The sequence below is a fragment of the Lachnoanaerobaculum sp. Marseille-Q4761 genome, from assembly GCF_017565785.1.
Classification (GTDB): Bacteria; Bacillota; Clostridia; order Lachnospirales; family Lachnospiraceae; genus Lachnoanaerobaculum.
On record NZ_JAGEKB010000003.1, the window covers coordinates 543683 to 563024 of the forward strand.

Consider the following 19342-nt stretch of genomic DNA (forward strand, 5'->3'; position numbering starts at 1 on the left):
TCTATCATGAAGCAAATATTACAACATGAAAAGCCCCCTTAACAGTCAAAGACCGTAAAGGGGGGTTTTTGATACAAGCGTCTTATCTGTTAGGATTCTCACAACCCTGATTTCCAACTGTGCAAGATGTCTTGCAAGCTGACTGACAAGAAGTCTGGCACTCGCCACAACCACCACGCTTTAAGCTCTCTTTAAGAGTTTTTTCATTTAAAGTAACAACATGCTTCATATACATTCTCCTTCTATGTCGATACTACGACAACAAGCTTTATGCGAAACTATTTTAGCATAAGTAAATATCTTTTTCAATAAATAAATTTTTTCTTAACAAGATGATTTAGCGAAGATTTATTCTTCCTCTCTCTTCAAGCCCTTTTTATAATTGGCAAAGGCTATTCCAAGCCCCGTTAAAAGACCGAGTGTTATTACCGCCCAAGGTATATAACCGGCAGATAATAAATTTGCCTTCGGCACCTTTATATCAAAACTTACAGAGACGATATCGCTTAGATTGCCTGCCTTGTCCTTTGCCTGAGCCTTTATAGTATGATTTCCTTCTACACTGACATTAAGAGTGACTTTGCCGTCATCCTTTAATGTATATTCACTCTTTGCAAGAAGTCTCTTATCCAGCCATACCGACTCAATAAAATCTCCCGGAAGCTCGGTGCTTAATATAATGTTTACACTACCCTCATAGCTCTTACTTTCCTCCACCCCAAGAATCATAGCTACGGGCTTTGTGGCATCATAGATGATTTCCACCGGCTTCATAGAAGCCTTATTGCCTGCCGTATCTATTACTTCAAGATTGAAGGTGTATTTACCGTCCTTATCAATGGATTTTAAAAATCTCAACTCACCGTTTACAAACTCATACGGCTCATCCATTCCGTTTATTGTAGCCGATACTATAGAAATCTCATCCGTATTCCATACTTCGATAACAGGCTTAAATGACTTATTTGTATACTGTCCTACAATATCTTCCGGCTTAAACTTAAAAGTAGCACCGTTTTTATTTACAGAAAAATTCACCTTCTGCTCGGTAACATTACCTGCCAAATCATATATACTCACTGTAAGAATATAGTTATCATCAATATATATAGGATCAAGATTAAGTATATATCCGTCATCTTCCTTTTTAGCCTTGTATATAAGGTCTCTTGATTTACCGTCAGTAACCGAAGTTAGAGTGATCTTTGACCTTTGCAAATCAATATTTACATCACTGTATTTTACCACAGGTGAAACCGTTCTTGCATTTGCGGTCAGATCTTCCACTCCCGTGATAGTTATATACGGTGCTGTAGAATCCACTTTTACCTTTTCTTCAAACCTTACTCCTTCTCTATCCGAATTTGCATTATTTCTGACAACGGCAATTCTATACTCTCCGTCATCCTCAAATGAAATATCGGCTCTATGACTGTCACCGCTTGAACTCCATGAATATTTGGTTTCTGACAATACTTCTTTTCCGCCTACATTCTTATATACAAGTACCGAATAATTATTTGAATTAAAATTATCATCATTTATACTTACAGATGTATTTTTTGTGGTGATAAAACCGTTGACTTTATTATCTGAAGTACCTCTGCTTATACTTACTCCGGATCTTCTTCTGCTGCCTGTATTGATATCGGCACTTAAAGTATTATTTAGGGTGTTGGTACTTATATTGCCTATATTGAAGCTAACACCATCGGTATTTGTACTTCCTGTATCGAGATTTTCACTACCGATATCAGGATTTGTACCGGCTATATTGGGATTTGTACCGGTTGGATTGAGATTTGTAACATCCGCATTGGGATTTGTACCGACTATATTGGTGCTTAAGCTTCCGATATTGGTAGCTGCACTGCCGATATCAGAATTTTTTCTCTCCGTGCTGCCTATCGGTACATAAAATCTTTGGTCTTGTGACGAAATATCTGTATTTCCCACAGTATTTGTATCAGGAACAGTATTTATATCAAGGCTGTTTTGCGAAGTATTATTCTCTTCTACGGCTCTGACTGAAACATTACTTCTTCTATTTCCTCTATTACCCCGACTTCTTTGAATATTAGATGAGATATTATTTTGTATACTGCCTGTTTCATTTATTTGTGTGTCGCTCTCAGCATTTGCATTTCTATTCGTCCGAGAATTTATTTCTCCGTCTCTTCTTTCTTCATTATTTTGCTCTGAGCTTATTTCTCTCAAGCTCCTTGATTCACTATTTTGCTCTGAATTTATACCTCCGGCTCTTCTTTCTTCATTATTTTGCTCTAAGCTTATTTCTCTCAAGCTCCTTGATTCACTATTTTGCTCTGAATTTATACCTCCGGCTCTTCTTTCTTCATTATTTTGCTCTGAGCTTATACTTCCATTTCTTTCCCCACCGCTTTTTTGTGAGGCTTTTCCTTCTCCAATTCCTTCTCTACCGCTTTTTTGTGAACTTCTCTTACCGGATTCACCTCTTTTTCCACTTGAGTTATTTGCAGATTGTGCCCCTTCCCTTAAAGCAATATTTTCTACTCGTGAGCTTGAAAGTACTTTGCTCATAATCTCCCGATTTTCTCCATTCTCTCTTTCCGTTGACGGTGGTTGTACTGAAACAAAGAAAATCTGATTTTTATTTCCATTCTTGGAAATAAATTGCCTCATATTCTCAGAAATCGTATTTCGATTATTCCCATCCAGTATATCCAGTCTGCTTCCTACTTCAAAATATATATTGCTCTTATAAACAGTAATGCTTGTATTTCTGCTTTCATTTTCCTTTATTTCTATAAATCCGTTTCTTATCACCATATCTTCTCTTTCAGCATTGGATGAAGTGGCTCTTGACGGAGTCGCAACTGATGATGTGGCAAGAGTCGGCGGTCTTGAAATATCATACTCAGCTATCTCAAGGCTTCCCCCGTTCAATATAATTTTTCTTACATTTTCAAAAGAATTCTCTATAAGTACCGGAGTCCAGCTTGTGTAGCTTTCATCATTACCATACAAAAAGTCTCTTGGACTTGGTAGAATTAATGTACCATCCGGATTTAATAATGTTGAAACTTCCTTAATGTAATATCCCTTACCATCTGTAAAAATCAATGCTATAACAGGATTTGCCTCTGCCGCAAAAGAATCAAAGACAAAAGACCTGAAAATGATTTGAAACAGAAAACAAATACAAATAACTATTGATATTATCCTTTTTTCCTTATCTCCAACATTCATAAAACTATCTACCTCCCGCAATTAAATTGATTTCCTCGATAATTTCCAAATTGATATTTTCCTTGTGATTTTTAAGAATCTGACCATGATAATTTTCTAAAAGAGTTGTTTCTTCCTGATTTATTATATTTAAATGGTATGTATTTAATAAGCTTGTACTTGTAGAATTTATTTTAGCAGAGTTATTTATACCCGGATCGTTTTTTATCTTATTATTTTTTATTTTATTTGTTGTTTTCTTTACTGTTGCACCTGTTATTATCCTGCCTGAATCAGTCTTTCTAAGAGGCATGGTCTTATTTAATATTTGTGGATCTACCAACCACTTACCTTTTGAGCCATAGCTTAAAACATCTCTGAAAGCCTTTCTTATACCAAGTTTAAACCATATCAAAATACTTAATATAAGCATAACAGCACCTGATGCAAGTCCTCCAAAATATAAAATCCTGTGCATTATATACCTCCGACATTTTGTAATTTGTTTTTTAATGAAACAAAATTTGAATTGAATTCAATATCAGGTAGCTTACTTGCCTCTCTGTAAATATCAGCTGAACCCTCCACATCCTTCATATCCATAAGAAGCATTGTAGACAGGCTTATATATGCCGTCTCATCCATAGGATACTTTTCAATGATTTTTTTGTATTCAGTCACTGCTCTGTCATATTCTCCAAGTGTCCTATAAATATCCCCTATTCTGTTTTCAAAAATAATAGACTGTGTGGATGTGGCAAATATAAGATACTGTTCATAATATGAAACAGCTTCATACAGATCATCTTTTGCACTTTTATCCTGCAAATCAATATTGGCTCTTCTATAGTAGGCATCTGCAAGTCCAAAGTATACCTCAGGTAAATAATTTTCCTTTAAATCATTGTCTGTATAAGGACTTTTTAGTATCTCATCCGCCTTCATAAGAAGCTCCATAGCCTTATCAAAAGGCTTTTCTCCAACCTTTTGTATGCCGAAAGCATTTGCTCTGTATATCTTTGACAATGTTATATATATTTCTACTTTTTCCCTCTCATTTACCTCCGTACTCAAATACTCATCCACATTATTCATATCCTTTACTATTCCCTCCCAGTCCGTACCTATCTCTGAAAGCGATCCGGAAAGTGAAGAATAATACTTTGCCTGAGGATATTTTTTTGTATCCACCTTATCAAAATAGCTTGCAGCACTGCTGTAATCAACACTGAAATCTGCATCCTTGCTGTTACCGAGAAAGTATATCTGCCCCATTTTCATCATCAGATCGTCATTCTTACTTAAGTCTCCCTTACCTGATGCAATCATGGCGGAAATAGCCATCAAACCGTTTCTTGTCTGTCCTCTGTCACAGTAGTAATCAAGCATTCTTATATATGCTTCCGTGTTTTGCGGTGCTATATTTATCGCTTCTTTAAAAAGTTTTAAAACATCACCATCAATATTCTTTTTATTATCACTTGAGGCAATGTGAAGAGCCGCATCAGAGAGATAATTATTGTATACCTTGGATATCTCTCTTTTTTCCATTCCGTTTACAACTACAGACATAGAAAAACAAAAAAATGATAAAAAAAGAGTTGTTACAAAAAACAATAATTTTCTTTTTTGCCCGGCTATATATGAATCATCCAAATCCCTGAAATGCTTTAGCGCATATGCCATTTCCCTGCAATCATTAAATCTTTTTTCAGGATCCTTTCTTGTAGCTCTGAGTATTATCTTTTCCAGTCCGTTTGATAATCTCTCATCCCATCTTCTTATAGGATATAGCTCATACGGCGGTTCTGAAGGGTTTACACCTGTCAAAAGATGATACATAGTGGCACCCAGATTATATATATCGGTTCTAGCATCGGTCTGCCTTAGAGTTTCTCCGGCAAACTGCTCAGGTGCGGCATATCCCACTGTCCCAAGACAGGTGGTGTCCGATATACTGTCATAGTTATACTTTCTCGCCGTTCCGAAATCTATCAAAGTGATCTTGCCGTCAGGTCTTAACATTATATTTGCCGGCTTTAAATCCCTGTATATTATAGGTGGATCTTGTGAATGCAGATAGTCCAGCACATCACAAAGCTGTATGGCATATTCCACTACCATTTCCTCTTCTATCGTACCTTCTTCTGCCAGAATATCAGATAAAGGTCTGCCTTCCACATAGTCCATCACTATAATTATAGTATCATCATTTTCAATTATATCAGCGATACTTGGCAGGTAGGGATGTTTCAGCTCTTTTAGGAGATTGGTTTCGGTTATAAGGCTTTGTTTCATGACCTCATAATTTTTGTTTTTTTCCTTCCTCATCTCCTTTATTGCCCATTGCTTATTTGCCTTTTCATTCATAGCAAGGTAAACAATACTCATACCTCCCTGACCGATTTTATTTAAAATCTTATATTTTCCATCTAAAAGGCTGCCAATCTCCAACATATTTCACCTATCATTGCACCTTTATCAAAGCAACTGTAATATTATCCTGTTCTTTTCTTTTAAGGTTTAAATCTATCAAATCCCGTAATACATCATTAAACCTTTGATTCTCACAATTTAAAAGCCCGGATAAAATCTCTTTTTCCGACACTTTATGTCTAAAGCCGTCGCTGCAAAGTAGCAATATATCACCTTTTTGCACCTCTCCGCAAAACATATCCGGTTTTACATCCTTTGTCGCACCGATACATTGCAAAAGAACATTTCTTTCGGGGGCATTTTTTGCTTCCTTTTTTGTAAGCCTACCCTCTGCTATTTCCTTTGCAATAAAAGTATGGTCATTGGTAAGCAGTCTGATTTTTGACAATGATATTTTATATAATCTGGTATCGCCTACATGACATGCAAAAAATTTATTTCCTGCCAATATTATCGCCGTTATAGTAGTACCCAGATATATACCATGCTCTCTACCATAATATAATAATCCTTCATTTTCAGAGATTAAAATATTTCCCATATCAATTCTAAAACGGTTTTCATCCCAAACATTCTCATATTTACTGTATTGGTGTAAAAACCAATCGGAAAATGCCTCCACAATACTTTTACTTGCCAGTTCCCCACAGGATAGACCACCCAATCCGTCACAAATAACTCCAAGACAAACCTCTTCTCCCTTAAATTTTGCTCTTTTTAAAATGATACTGTCCTGATTACATGCTTTTTTTAATCCAATATCTGTTTGTGCCGCAACAAAATAATTCATAAGCTATCCTATATGAAATTCAAATTCTTCATTTGCCAGACTTATAATATCATTATCCCAAAGCTCCACCTCCAGATTTGGTGATATTTTCTCACCGTTTACCATAGTGAAATTCAATGACTTCAGATCCCTTATAAAGAACGAACCGTCTTTTTGTATGATTTCGGCATGATTTCTTCCTACAGAGGTATTACCGATTATACAAAAATCCACATAGTTTTTCTCTCTGCCTATTCTAAAGTTTGACTTATTTATAAATATCTTCTCTCCCGTTCTTATCCATATAAGAAATGAACTTAAGGTGGTTGGGAAAAAGTTAAGCAATGTTGTCTCACCGGGATTTATCGGATTTTGCTGTAAAACAGTGGTTTCTCCAAAATTTCCTCCCACAGGAATTGTATGGGAAATATTATTATCCTTTTGAACAACTTCCTTTTCCTTCTTCTTTCCAAAAAGAGAAAACTTCTTTTTCTCCTTTTTCTCCTGTGAACCTACATTTACAGGCTCTTCTCTTCCCGGAATAAGGAAGCTGTTATTGGTCTGAAAACTGCTTGTACTTACTTGTTTTTCTTCTTTTTTCTTTTCAGACTTTCCAAAGCAAAACAGCCCCTTTTTCTTTCCTTCCTTAGCTGGATTTATGGTATTTGTTTGTGTATCTTGACTTGGATTTTGATTAAGAATTTTATTTGAATTTTGAATATCGAAATTTGTTAAGATGTTATTATTATATTTTTTATTATGATTTATATTATTATATCCTGAATTATTATATTTTGTATCACTATATCCCTGATAATCAACTCCTAAATACCGGGGTTTTAAAGAATTTTCTATATTATTGACTCTTCTCTCCTTAGCTTCAGAGCTAATCGCAGGCTTTTTGATTTCCGGCTTTTCTATATGTTTTTTAAGCTTTAAAGCAGATATCAGTTCAAGAAACTTATCATATGAGAAACTTTCTTCCTCCGTAAGCTGCCTGGTTATATCAGATGCAAAATAAGCCGCATACTCATTTTTTACCATCATATCGAGTAGTAAATTTTTAAAGAACACGGGCATACTTATACTGTTTCTTCTGTCGTATACAGGCAATAAAATAAGTCTTAGAGTATCATCCTTTATGAATATATATTCATTTTCCAAAAAAACTTGAGTATCACTAAGCATATATTCTTCAATACAGCTTATTGCTTTACAAATATTTTCAAATATATTTAATAAATCATCCTTTGTAAGATCTTCTTCAAGATACTCATTTAGATTTTTCACCTGACCAAGCTTATACTTAAATTCAATATTGGTATCATTTGTGATTATATCTATGGGAAAAAGTCCGGGAATATCATTATTCCTCATCATTCCAATACTTACATTATCAATCCTGTCATTCTTACCCACATCATATATCAGCTCGATACCTTTATCTGTATCATTTTTTTTAAACATCAAAAGCCCCCTATCTCAAATTCTCCAAAAACGGAGTCTGTGACAAAATCTGTGTTAATTCCTTGCTGTCCACATTATAATTTTTTACAAAATCTCTAACAGAAAGACTTTCGGGAATAGAAACCTGATTCATATCTTTTACCTTATTACATATAAGACTGAGCTTATTTGTTATATCAATATTTCCACCATTTTCCAACAGATGCAATGCCTCATTCAAATCAGACATTTTCTTTATCCCAAGCTTCGTGTCTTCAAAAACAAAAATAACCTTATAAGCCAGCTTTGAGAAAATATTCAATCTGCTTCCAAGATTTAAATTGCTGTCTATGATTATATGCCTGTACTTGCCCATACTTTGTATTTCTCTAATCAGTACAGATATATCTTCATCGCTCATCTCCAGCATATCAAGAACTATCCTTGCCTCATTAAAGAAATCAAGTCCGTCCTCATTTTTTAGCACATTACTCTCTATTTTCAGTGAAACACTTTGCTTTTTGCTCTTTAGCGCATATATTATTTCATCAAATCCCGTATTCCCCTCTCCGGGCAAAAAAATATTGGATGAGCTTAATGCTTCAAAGTTTAAATAAAGTGTAGGTATACCCTGCCTTACCAATCTCTTTCCATATGCTATCGCTAAAGAAGTCGCACCGGCACCTCCGTTTACCGGCATAAACACCTCCACCAAGGTATTATTTCCTTCACTGAATTTATATGCAATATCTCCGTTCACTCCGTCTGCAAGGACATTCAATATCTCCTTATATATCTTTTCAGGCTTTTTGAACTTATTTATTGTCTTTATATTGTTTTTTCTCTCTATTAAATCCCTGTCTGATAAATACGCAATACTTATCTTTTCACTATACATAGACAAATCATCTTCTATAGTTTCAGATACAAGCATAATATCAATGGTCTTATTTCCCCTGTTATTTTCAAATGAATCTAATGAAGAAAAATTAAGTATTTCTATTTTGTCATGATAATTTTTAATATAAAAATCTGACAATCTTTTCCTGTAATCCTCGTCACCATCTATTAAAGCCAGTCTGATTTTCATTAAAAACCTCCTATTCCACAAGTTTTATAAATTTCCAGGCACCCTTTCTTACAGCCGCTATCCCGCTGCTGTTAAAAGAGCCTGCTTCATTAAACTCAAAATCAATCACTACAGTAGAGTTTTTATTTATATAACCCCACATTTTCCCGTCATATACAGCCGCAAATCCGTTTGAAAAAGGCTTTGCATCCTTATACTCCGTCATCATCTCTATATCACCGCTCCTATTCACAAATCCCCATTTGCCGTCTATTTTGACAGCAGTGGCATCATCGGACATAAATGCCTTTGCCTCATCAAAGCCTTCACTTCCTTTCATATTTCCGTCCAAATCAAAAATATGATATTTGCCGTTCAGCTTTGCTATATATACATTCTGTGAAGTGGAAAACCCTAAGTCATCCAGTATCACATCATCATATATAAAATCTGTAACCTGTGAAAAATCACTTTTTATAATTGCCCATTTATCACCTTGCTTTATGGCGGCTCTCTTATTTGCAAAACTTCCTGCAAAGTCGTATATTGTTTCTGTAGCTTTATCGGCATTCTCATCAATATAAGAATATTTTCCCTCACTTACATATGGTGCCAGCTTATTTCCAAATACACCCAGAGCCTCCACCTCAAAATCGGTCATAAGCTTCTTATAGCCGTTTTTATCAATATAATAAAGCTGGCCCTCATCAGATACTGCGGCATAGTTGGGCTCCTTACCGTATGGGTATATTTCATCATATATAGCCTTTATCTTCTCCGTACCGTCCGACTTTAGCAAGCCTTCTTTTTCGTCATCAGTAAATACATAAAAGCCGTTATACTCTTCATTTATAGAATCACCTGAAAAGTAAACATCTGTATAGATTCCCCTAAGCTTTCCCTGTAACTCTACTAATTCTTCATCATCTTTATTCTTTTCCAGATAAGCATTTACAAGCTTTAGGGCATTGGCTGACTGCTTCCTATCCATATAGTAGTCAACCATCTTTTTAACTGTACTTCTTGGATAATTATAATTTTCCAAAATCATGCTGCCCTGCTTTTCAAAGTCCTGATACTTTTTAAGATTTAGATAATCATCAAGAATAGCCTCTTCTATAGGGAACTTGTCCTTTGTAAACTCCAATGCCTTCTTATACTGCTCAAGGGCGTCTACATAAATCTCTTTTTCATCCAGTGCCTTGGCATTTGCCATATGCTCTTTATAGCTCTTAATCTCTCCGGCATTTCTCCCTATTATATTGCCCCAGCCACATATGAGTAACAATATTATTATCGGCACCAAAATCTTCTTCATTGTCATATATAGCTCCTAAAATCCCAATATCATACAGACTGTCAAACCGAAGGCTATAAAGGGAGCAAATGGTATCTCATCCTTTGTAGTCGCCTTTTTGGTCAACACCTTAAAAAACCCGAATAATGCGATGGATAAAAGCGATACCATCAATACACCCATCAGAGCATAAGTTCTCAGATACAGACCTAGAGCAGCTACAAGCTTTATATCTCCCATTCCTACTCCGTTTTTGCTTATTGCCTTACTTATCGCAAATAGTCCTCCACCCAAAAGCACCGCTACCAATGCGTCAATAAAAACAGCCGGAGCTTCCGTGGTGCTTTTAAACACATTTAATAGTATAAATATACAGGCAAAACTTAGTATAAATACAACCGCTTCATTAGGTATTATCTTTTCTCTATAATCAACACCCGCTACTATGAGTGCTACAGAAATTATATTCAAAGCCTTAAAAACTTTCAGAATATCATAACCGTATATAGTGTATAAGATACCTATAGTAATTCCTATCAATAAATATATACCTGCCAAAAATATATTCTGCTTTGAAGTATTATATCTTTTTTTGTATATATATACTGTGATAGCATATGTTATCAACATAAATACTATACTGAAAACCAAGTTTACCATTGCCTGTATCTCCTATTCTGTGGTATATAGCTTTAAGATAATTCCGTTTTGCTTTGCATACTCGGTGGCAGCTATTATCGCTTTTTGTTGTTCTATAGTAAGTTCCTTGTTTTTTACAACCAGATAATAATATTTTGTATCATATTTATCTGTTGTAATCTCGTCTTGTTCACTGAATTTTTCCAGTTTTTTCATATCCTTTTTTATGGCTTTCAAAAGCTTCTTGCCGTCCTGATACTCTACCATATCAGTATCTATACTGTGAGTTCTGGCAACAAAACGCTCTGATTCATTAAATATACCTATATCCTTAAACCTACTTGAATCCAGATTTCTCTTTACGACGGTATTATCATAGTTGCTTATCTCTTCGCCCCTCTCCTTTGTACTCTTCTCCCATACGGAAGCCGGAATACTCAGCTTATTGCCCTGTGGAGGCACCGGAACAATATCATCAAAATTATCTTCCTCACCGGGTTTTTCATCTGCACCGTCCTCAAGTGCGGCACCTGCCACTTCTCCACCGACTTCATTCGGCTCATTGAAACTTCCGTCTCCTATCCAGGCTCTTGTAGATGCAGTGTTTTTCAATACAAAATCATATTTATCTATAAACGGCAGAGGTATTCTCATCTTATATGAAGCACTTATCTCAATGCTTTGCATATCCAGAAAGAAGCTTGAACCCCAATAATTTATACCGTTCTTTCCTCCCTGTACTCCCAGATGCTCAAGATAACCCGTAGGATACCCCTCTAAATACTTATTTGTAACAGCCCTGCTGATAGGCATTGCTACCGCCAGCTTCACGGCATCATAAGCACCGTCCTTTATAACAGCAAGGATTCCGTTAAAAATAGCTTTCTCATCAGAAAAGTAACCACTGACTGAGGTATATATAGCTTGACCGGAATCATATATTTCCTGTGCACTCTCTCCCACGCTCTCCATCTGTGATAAAACATCTTCCGGATACTGCTGACTGTCCTCATTCAGGATATTGTTACTCACATTCGTTGCATTTTCCAATCCATTGGCACTGGCATTAAAAAATACCTGTATCGTATTTAACATTTTTTTGGTTTTATCAGTAAATTCTCCTGCATCATTCGATGCAGTCTGTCCTATATTATGTACACCCAGCTTCTTTGCTATATAAGCATACTCAGATACCTGCTTTGCCGTCTGATCTATAGCATTCTGTATACATGTATACGCCCTATACACATTTATCATACTTAAAAGTGTTATATATGACGCAATAAAAATCATTAATATAAGACTGGCTTCTACTGTAATAATACCTTTCTGCTTATCTTTGCACATTGTTATCTCCTTAATTTAGTACTCCGATACACCCTTATAATTTATAGGATAGCCGAATTGATCATCCTTTTTAAATTTTTCATTAATATTACTAACTTCTTCCTTCTGCAAAAACACAGGCTTTAACTGTGTCTTAGCTTCTACCTGTAGCAGTACTGTAGCTGTCTGCATAGAGAAACCCTCTCCTGCATAGTAGAGCGAACATTCCTTACTTGCATTGGTCTGTATAAGATTTCCCATCCTACATATTACACTTTGCTCATCTATCAGGTACTGTATGGCTAAGAAAACCATAAGATAATCCTTATAGCTCATATTAAAGACACTTGCTTTAGTCTTATCAAAACCGTTAAGTTCAAGCTTTTGGAATATAGGGCATTTTATAGAGTGTATAGGACACTTAAATATTCAATATAAGCTATTTATCCGACTTTCGATATTCTTCTAAGCTTATGAATAAGAGAACTTATTGTATTTACCAAATATCACAATAATAATATTTACTCTGCTGTTTTTAGGATACTTTATCACTATTCCTTCCTACTTTTCAATTCCCAATATTCATCTAAGCTGATAAGTGTTTCCATAGAGGCTTTAGCTGTATTTTTTAGCTTTTCATAGTTTTCTTCCATAGTCTTTGCTTCCGCTTCATCCGACATATCAACAGGTCTTACTCCCCATATCGCCATTCCCATTCCATAGCCTTGGTTATCATCAGCAGCATAGGCACCTGCCCCTTCAGGGCTGAAGTAATAATATGCTATATATCTACCTCTTACAAGTTCAGGATATCTCGTATTTGAAGGATCTTTTCTTGTTACATCTATACGACCTTCCTCTTTTATAAAGTCTACACCATTATAAGTAACCTTCTCAGTATTATCTACAACCACTTCATATTGTTGTGCAGAGTACATGTAAAACAATCTATCATCAGCTACAAAATCATCCCATAAGGTTTTCAATCCCTTCATTGAATCCGGTATTTTTTCTAAATCCTCAGTATATTCTACTTTCCAAGTTTGTTCTGCAGCTCGTTTAGATGTACATTCACGTTGATAAAAACAGGATGCAAGTTCTCCTTTATTCTCTTCAAATCCCAAAATGCTCCCAGCACCTGCCGGAAAAAAACCCGCCTTAGGGAACTCACGGTTTGCCATAAGGTCCATACCACCTATAGTTCCAAGTGTTATAGGATATTCAAACTTGTTTTTCTTTGTGGACTTTTGTGTAGTCTCTTCAACCTTACTTTCTTTTGCGGTACTTTCGCCGTTTGTTGCATTTTCGCTGTTCATAGTACCACCTGTACTTGTATCTGATTTACCACATCCGCTTCCTATAATACTTGCTGCAGCCAATACACCTATAAGTAACATTCTTCTAATACTTTTCATCTTTTTTTCAGCCCTATGGGGCAACCTCCATATTTAATATCCTAATACACCCTTATAATTTATAGGATAGCCGAATTGACCCTCCAATTTAAACTTCTCATTATTATTATTTATTTTTTCATTCTGCAAAAATACAGGCTTTATCTGTGCCTTAGCCTCTACCTGTAACAGTACTGTAGCTGTTTGCATGGAGAATCCTTCCCCTGCATAATAAAGCGAACCTTCCTTGCTCGCATTGGTCTGTATAAGATTTCCCATCCTGCATATTACACTTTGCTCATCTATTAAGTACTGTATGGCTAAGAAAACCATCAGATAATCCTTATAGCTCATATTAAAAACACTTGCTTTGGTCTTATCAAAGCCGTTTAGCTCAAGCTTCTTATCTCCATCTCCTATAGTAAGAGAATCTCCGCCTGCACCCTCAAATTCTTTATTAAACTCATTTATCTTATTATTTATAGCTTCCTGAGCATTACTATTTGCAGCATCAAGAGCATTGTTAACATTGCTCTTAAGTTTTTCTTTCAGCTGTGTTCTATCAATAACAGAATGTATTGCATCCTCTAACTCTTTTCTTTTGCCGTCAAAAAACAACTTAATACTATCATTTATACTTTCTGTTAATTGATTGACATTATCCTTATTAATACCTGCTATCTCCATAACATTCTCTACAAGTTTATCTATGGTTTCACTGTTGTTAATAGTCTTAAATGCCTTAAGTTTTGCCTGTGCCATCAAGCCTCCGGTTGCCACTTCGGCTTCCAAATCAGCCTGAATCTGATCAAAACTTTCCTTAAGTGCAGTTTTAAGCCTTTCTTCCAGTCCGTCTCTGGCATCTCCTACCTGTGCCGTACACCACAGCACCTTTTCCTGTATAGGCGTCTGTATGGATGTAATAATGGTATCTGTAGATGTATTCACCATATTATCTACATACTTATCAAGTGTATCATTAAACTCCTCTTTTGCCTCATCAGTATACTCATTCATCTTCTTATACAATTCCCCTACAGCAGCCTGTGCTGCTGCCTGAACTATTCCTCGGAAATATCTTGCTCTCCATACCTGAGGATTCTTATACAGTGCTACAGTCTTACCCGATACCAGATCATTGATATCCAATACACTCTCAGTAAGTGCAGCTCCAAGCAACAATATATTTTGTACCAGCGGCACTCCAAAACCTGTCCAACCGGCTATTGCAGTAGCCATAGTGAAGGTTTCATTTCTTAGTTCACTGTCACTGGTGTATGCATATATGGCGTTCAACAAAAATCTTATCCCAAATATTCTTAACTTTACACCATTCACATTTTCTTCCAGACTTGGGCTTCCAAGGAGTATATACTCCTGCTCTGCTCTGTAGGCTTCATTGTTTTTTTCACTAAAGGGTACACCTGATAGAGTCTTTTCATTCTTGTTGCCTCCCTCTTCTCTATTCGTGGTATAACAACTGAACATTGTAGTGGTATATGCCATAAGATATAGCTTATCTCTTCCGCCTACCAGTATATCCCCTATTTTATCAAAGCCTGAAATAGCTTCTTTTGATGCTTTCAAAGCATTGTCCGCCAAATCATCCGCCTTACTGCCTTGCAATGACTCCACAGTATCTGCATCCATTATCTGGGCGGCCTGTGCACTTGTATTCATTACATCAGCTATTTTAGTATCGCTTATCTGCACCGGTTCCGGTGTATTGTCAATATCCGAGCCTTTGATCATCTTTTTTCGCATTTCTTTATATTCCGAGGCTTCATCCTCAGGCTTTGTTGCCAAGCTGTTTTTCTCAAGGAATGCAAAAAGCAGATCTACATAGTACTTTCCGTCAGTATTTTCTGTTTCGCTTTCACTATATATTGCTTTGGAGTCATAACATTCTACACCAAGAAAGTTTCTAAGTCTTGGCTCTTTATATATAAATTCTGATTCTACCACTTCATATCCGTCATCTTTTTCCACTACTTTAGGTATCTTAGCCGGTATAGTGCTCTCAAAACCAAGGAATTGAAGTTCACTATCCACTGTAGGCATATAAGCCCCCAGAGTATGAAGTGCTTCCTGCTTTGATTCAAGTGCAGCAACCGTTTCTAAAGTGTCGGTATTTGTCAATGATGATACATAGGATATTATGCTGTCCACCCACTCATCATCACTGTCATCCGAAGTAGCCGGAGTTATACCTGCATATTTGAAAGCTTCCAGATTTGTTATAACTTTGGTCGAATAGTCTATAGACCTTGTAAATATTTTTGTCATTTCATCAACATATCCCTCTATAACCGCCTTAGTCTTGGTATTATAATCTTGACGCATATCATTTTTTACACCTGAATCCGCCATATTACCAATATCCACATTCCATTTGTCGGCTATTTCCTGTAATTGTTCTGATGCACTCTTTAATTTTACAAGTTTATCTCTTACATCTACAGCTCTCTTTTTTAATCCGCTAAACCATAAATGATATTCTCTTGCATTTCTCATTTGAGGAGTAGCAAGAAGTTTGATATCTTCTTTAAGGTCTTTCATATATTTTTCTCTAAGATTGTTTACATTATAATTTGGTCCCAATGGTGCACTTGATAATTCTGAGCTTCCATAATTATCAGGTACAACTTCATTTACACCTGTTTGTTCCCAATCTCCGACAAAACTTTTATCATACCATTCTTTTAGTATTTTCCAATTATCGTCTAAATCCTTTAATTGATTATTCAAGTCCGCTATTTCAGCTGCATAATCATTCTCTTCATCACGCTTAGCTTTATAAGCACTCTTTTTCTTTTCTAACTCCGCCCTCCTTTCTATATAATTTTTTTCTGCAATATTATACCTTGCAACTACTGTTTGAAATTCATAAACTTCTGTCTTATACCTTTTATAATATTTTAAATAATCACTAAATCTATTGTATTCTAAAGAAGCATCCCCCTTTGGTGTAGCTATCCTGCCACTATATGAAAGTGAACTTGTGACTGTATAAAAATCCGTTTTTAAGTCAGCTATTTCACTTTCAAAATTCTCCATAGAATACTCCAAATCACCTCCTTGCACATCACCATTATCAGTCAACCAATATTCATTGTAAGTGATTTTAGGTAATTTTTCTACTTGTATGTATGCAAGCGCATCTTTTGTAGCATATTCAAAGTTTCTATCACCAAGGCTATATATATCATTTTTTATCTCATTAGGTGTTTTAAAATTTCCTGTTGCATTTATAAGATAATCCTCATACTCCCTGGAAAGCTTATATATTTCTAAACAAAGGTCTTGTATCTCCTTTAGCTTTTTTTCATAATCCTTTTTATCTTCCAATGCCTTTTGCTGAGCCGGCAATGATTTAAGTATATTCATTTTTTCTAAGAATCCATATCCTATAACCGCCGGTGCTCTGTACTTCATATAATCAAGTACCTGTGCCCTTAAAATATTTACATTGGATAGATTTGCACCTGTTGCTTGGCTTATAGAAAAATCTCCCTTAGCCAACTTCATTTTCATTATATCGGAAACTTCTTGTGTACCTCTTCCCGATAATGCTATATCAACAAGTTCTTTTACCAAGCCCTGATTATACAGTCCGCCACTTTTTAATGTAGCATTAAAATATACCTCAAGATTTTTCTCAAGTTCATCCATATTTTTGGAAATGGCAAAGAGTCCGTATGTATCTTGAAGAACCGAGTTATAATATGTAAGTCCTGCATTAAGTGCCATATCACCTGCACCCGATACTATATTTCTTGCAAGTATTATTCTTCCGCCGTCTACCAAAACAGTCGTAAGTATAATAACCACTGTTAAGATACCTGCCATAAATACGGTTAGCGAACCACGCTTGTTATAAAAGATTTTCATATTTTCACCTGCCTGTTCCGCCCAGTTTATCTCTTAATGTCTTTAGCTTATTTACATAGACATCGACTCTCTCCTTTAGATTAAATCTTTCTAAAAGGAAATCTATAAGGTCTGCACCGAGGTCGATGTCTCTTACAAATTCTGTTGCATTGGAGGAGAATGCATAGCTTGATTCCAAAAGTTCAAAACTTGCCGGAACACCTACATGGCTGAGTGCCTTTGCAAGCCCGTCAGGCAATCTTATGCCGTATTTTACATTGGCTTTTACTGTAGGTGTTATTATTCCGGTAATTTCTATATCGGAGTCTACTCTCAATCCGCTAACCATGGTGTATTTTTGTAAAAGCTCATTTAATTTTTCTTCAAAACTGTTCCCAACTTCATCCTTACTTCTAAAAAATCCTGCATAAAGTTCTCTTTCTTTATAAAAGCTGTCAACTCCTGTCGCATCAGGGAAACTCATTATATCTATATCTATACCTGTACTCACAGGTGCGAGATATTCTTCATATCCCGGATATGCCGCTTCTCTTGCAGCTTGTGAAGCAATCTTTGTAGCAGCGAACTGTACAAGAGTCTGCTCCAGTTTCAAAAGTCCCAATACCAGCATTGCAATTATTGTAAATAAAAACAATGGATATATAAATGCCGCTTCCACCATCAATGTACCACGATTATTTTCACCTCGCATATCTCCTCCTTAGTTCAAAGGCTTTACTGTGTACCACCTCTTGCAAAGGCTCCCAGATTATCAAGTATCTGTCCTACTATTTCACTTAGCCTTCCGTTAAATAGAGTTGCAATTGCAATTATAATAACTATAAGTACCATAACCGCAACCATATCGGAAGCTCCGTTCTCCTCTTCACAAAAAGCCTTCAAAGCTCCCTGAAGTTTCATTGTCTGTGTCATAAAAAACAGATCAATAAGTTCAAACATTTTTTCCATTCCTATTTCTCCTCTCTTTTTAATAATTTTATGAAAAAGCTTTAGTCGACATTCGCTTTAACATCAAAATCTAAGACTTGCAAACATTGGCACAATTATTAAAATCATTACTCCCAAAAATATAAGTCCTATAGGCATTATCAGCTTACTGCTTGCCTTTTCACCTTTTCTTTTTACTTCATGCTTTTTTTCTTCCCATGCTTCATTACTCATATCTTTAAGAAATATAACTATTTCCTTACTACCCTTTTGCAGGTTTTGTATCATCATTGTAGAAAATTTCTTGAGGGATTTTATAGAGCATCTTTCACCGAAAGCCTTATAAGCCTCTATTTCCTGTATACCGTTGCTAAGCTCCATAGCCGTGTTTCTCATCTCCTGATAAAGTAATCCCTCATTATCAGCTGCCACCCTCACCCATGCTTCTCTTATAGGCACACCGGCATTTACAAGCAAGGTAAGCTTTGAGAGCATTCCGGGATAATCTCTTAAAAGTTCATCTCTTCTGGAATTTATCTTATCGTTTAATACTTCATCCAGATACCATACCATCATGCCTCCGACTGTTAATCCTGCTATCACAAGCTTATAATTGCCGCTTAATCCCGTTATTAAAAACATCAGTACGCTAAGTACTATAGCGAATGTTATCTGTCCGCCCCTTAATATATAAAAATAATAAGGACCGTATTGTTTTCCGTATATTTCTGAAATAAGCTTTATTTTTCCCCTTGCACTTTTGCTGTTCATATCAAAATGTATCAATTCCATAAATCCAAATCCGATATAATAAATATCCGACATAGGGTATTCACCCTCCGGTATTCCCGATAAGACCTCATCAAATCTTTTATGAAACTTAAAATGCAAATATAAGACAAATACAGCAAGCAAAGTGGTTAATATCATAAGTATCATGT

General features: G+C 35.8%; 16 protein-coding genes. All 16 read right to left on the reverse strand.

Annotated features, from left to right (window positions below; translation table 11 throughout):
* Nucleotides 1-82: 82 nt before the first annotated feature.
* A complete protein-coding gene (scfA, locus tag J4O15_RS13715) occupies nucleotides 83-229 on the reverse strand; it encodes a six-cysteine ranthipeptide SCIFF (RefSeq protein WP_007593215.1) in 147 nt (48 codons plus the stop codon).
* 119 nt (nucleotides 230-348) lie between these two features.
* A complete protein-coding gene (locus J4O15_RS13720) occupies nucleotides 349-3228 on the reverse strand; it encodes an Ig-like domain-containing protein (protein ID WP_208101151.1) in 2880 nt (959 codons plus the stop codon).
* Between the two features lie 4 nt (nucleotides 3229-3232).
* Nucleotides 3233-3685 carry a hypothetical protein gene (locus J4O15_RS13725; RefSeq protein WP_009219182.1) on the reverse strand — a complete coding sequence of 151 codons (453 nt, stop codon included), beginning with the start codon at nucleotides 3683-3685 and terminating at the stop codon, nucleotides 3233-3235.
* Nucleotides 3685-5664, reverse strand: coding sequence for a serine/threonine-protein kinase (locus J4O15_RS13730; RefSeq protein WP_009219183.1), 1980 nt, complete (start codon nucleotides 5662-5664; stop codon nucleotides 3685-3687). Before J4O15_RS13730 ends, J4O15_RS13725 begins: the two co-directional genes overlap by 1 nt.
* Before the next feature lie 10 nt (nucleotides 5665-5674).
* Nucleotides 5675-6433: a PP2C family protein-serine/threonine phosphatase gene (locus J4O15_RS13735; RefSeq protein WP_208101152.1), complete on the reverse strand. Its 759-nt coding sequence runs from the start codon at nucleotides 6431-6433 to the stop codon at nucleotides 5675-5677.
* Between the two features lie 3 nt (nucleotides 6434-6436).
* Nucleotides 6437-7879, reverse strand: a complete 1443-nt coding sequence (locus tag J4O15_RS13740) for a DUF6382 domain-containing protein (RefSeq protein ID WP_009219185.1) — start codon at nucleotides 7877-7879, stop codon at nucleotides 6437-6439.
* A gap of 10 nt (nucleotides 7880-7889) precedes the next feature.
* The gene (locus J4O15_RS13745) at nucleotides 7890-8948 is read right to left on the reverse strand and encodes an AAA family ATPase (protein ID WP_208101153.1); all 1059 of its coding nucleotides are present in this window, start codon (nucleotides 8946-8948) and stop codon (nucleotides 7890-7892) included.
* Between the two features lie 10 nt (nucleotides 8949-8958).
* On the reverse strand, nucleotides 8959-10251 hold the full coding sequence (locus tag J4O15_RS13750) for a WG repeat-containing protein (RefSeq protein WP_009219187.1): 1293 nt from the start codon (nucleotides 10249-10251) through the stop codon (nucleotides 8959-8961).
* A gap of 9 nt (nucleotides 10252-10260) precedes the next feature.
* A complete protein-coding gene (locus J4O15_RS13755; protein ID WP_208101154.1) occupies nucleotides 10261-10884 on the reverse strand; it encodes a prepilin peptidase in 624 nt (207 codons plus the stop codon).
* 12 nt (nucleotides 10885-10896) lie between these two features.
* On the reverse strand, nucleotides 10897-12210 hold the full coding sequence (locus J4O15_RS13760; RefSeq protein WP_208101155.1) for a hypothetical protein: 1314 nt from the start codon (nucleotides 12208-12210) through the stop codon (nucleotides 10897-10899).
* A 15-nt stretch (nucleotides 12211-12225) separates the two neighbouring features.
* Nucleotides 12226-12525, reverse strand: a complete 300-nt coding sequence (locus J4O15_RS13765) for a hypothetical protein (RefSeq protein WP_208101156.1) — start codon at nucleotides 12523-12525, stop codon at nucleotides 12226-12228.
* A gap of 215 nt (nucleotides 12526-12740) precedes the next feature.
* Nucleotides 12741-13604, reverse strand: a complete 864-nt coding sequence (locus tag J4O15_RS13770; RefSeq protein ID WP_208101157.1) for a hypothetical protein — start codon at nucleotides 13602-13604, stop codon at nucleotides 12741-12743.
* Between the two features lie 33 nt (nucleotides 13605-13637).
* Nucleotides 13638-17474, reverse strand: coding sequence for a DUF5702 domain-containing protein (locus J4O15_RS13775; protein ID WP_208101158.1), 3837 nt, complete (start codon nucleotides 17472-17474; stop codon nucleotides 13638-13640).
* A 4-nt stretch (nucleotides 17475-17478) separates the two neighbouring features.
* Entirely contained in the window at nucleotides 17479-18165 is a 687-nt protein-coding gene (locus J4O15_RS13780) for a TadE/TadG family type IV pilus assembly protein (protein WP_208101159.1), read from the reverse strand.
* 23 nt (nucleotides 18166-18188) lie between these two features.
* A complete protein-coding gene (locus J4O15_RS13785) occupies nucleotides 18189-18422 on the reverse strand; it encodes a hypothetical protein (RefSeq protein WP_009219193.1) in 234 nt (77 codons plus the stop codon).
* A gap of 63 nt (nucleotides 18423-18485) precedes the next feature.
* Nucleotides 18486-19331 (reverse strand): type II secretion system F family protein, encoded by an 846-nt coding sequence (locus J4O15_RS13790; RefSeq protein ID WP_243762072.1) that lies wholly within the window; start codon nucleotides 19329-19331, stop codon nucleotides 18486-18488.
* Between the last annotated feature and the right edge of the window lie 11 nt (nucleotides 19332-19342).

Bases quoted from the DNA above. Each gene is read 5' to 3' on its own strand.
- scfA (WP_007593215.1), bottom strand. From the start codon at position 229: ATGAAGCATGTTGTTACTTTAAATGAAAAAACTCTTAAAGAGAGCTTA.
- J4O15_RS13720 (WP_208101151.1), bottom strand. From the start codon at position 3,228: ATGAATGTTGGAGATAAGGAAAAAAGGATAATATCAATAGTTATTTGT.
- J4O15_RS13725 (WP_009219182.1), bottom strand. From the start codon at position 3,685: ATGCACAGGATTTTATATTTTGGAGGACTTGCATCAGGTGCTGTTATG.
- J4O15_RS13730 (WP_009219183.1), bottom strand. From the start codon at position 5,664: ATGTTGGAGATTGGCAGCCTTTTAGATGGAAAATATAAGATTTTAAAT.
- J4O15_RS13735 (WP_208101152.1), bottom strand. From the start codon at position 6,433: ATGAATTATTTTGTTGCGGCACAAACAGATATTGGATTAAAAAAAGCA.
- J4O15_RS13740 (WP_009219185.1), bottom strand. From the start codon at position 7,879: ATGTTTAAAAAAAATGATACAGATAAAGGTATCGAGCTGATATATGAT.
- J4O15_RS13745 (WP_208101153.1), bottom strand. From the start codon at position 8,948: ATGAAAATCAGACTGGCTTTAATAGATGGTGACGAGGATTACAGGAAA.
- J4O15_RS13750 (WP_009219187.1), bottom strand. From the start codon at position 10,251: ATGACAATGAAGAAGATTTTGGTGCCGATAATAATATTGTTACTCATA.
- J4O15_RS13755 (WP_208101154.1), bottom strand. From the start codon at position 10,884: ATGGTAAACTTGGTTTTCAGTATAGTATTTATGTTGATAACATATGCT.
- J4O15_RS13760 (WP_208101155.1), bottom strand. From the start codon at position 12,210: ATGTGCAAAGATAAGCAGAAAGGTATTATTACAGTAGAAGCCAGTCTT.
- J4O15_RS13765 (WP_208101156.1), bottom strand. From the start codon at position 12,525: ATGAGCTATAAGGATTATCTTATGGTTTTCTTAGCCATACAGTACCTG.
- J4O15_RS13770 (WP_208101157.1), bottom strand. From the start codon at position 13,604: ATGAAAAGTATTAGAAGAATGTTACTTATAGGTGTATTGGCTGCAGCA.
- J4O15_RS13775 (WP_208101158.1), bottom strand. From the start codon at position 17,474: ATGAAAATCTTTTATAACAAGCGTGGTTCGCTAACCGTATTTATGGCA.
- J4O15_RS13780 (WP_208101159.1), bottom strand. From the start codon at position 18,165: ATGCGAGGTGAAAATAATCGTGGTACATTGATGGTGGAAGCGGCATTT.
- J4O15_RS13785 (WP_009219193.1), bottom strand. From the start codon at position 18,422: ATGGAAAAAATGTTTGAACTTATTGATCTGTTTTTTATGACACAGACA.
- J4O15_RS13790 (WP_243762072.1), bottom strand. From the start codon at position 19,331: ATGATATTAACCACTTTGCTTGCTGTATTTGTCTTATATTTGCATTTT.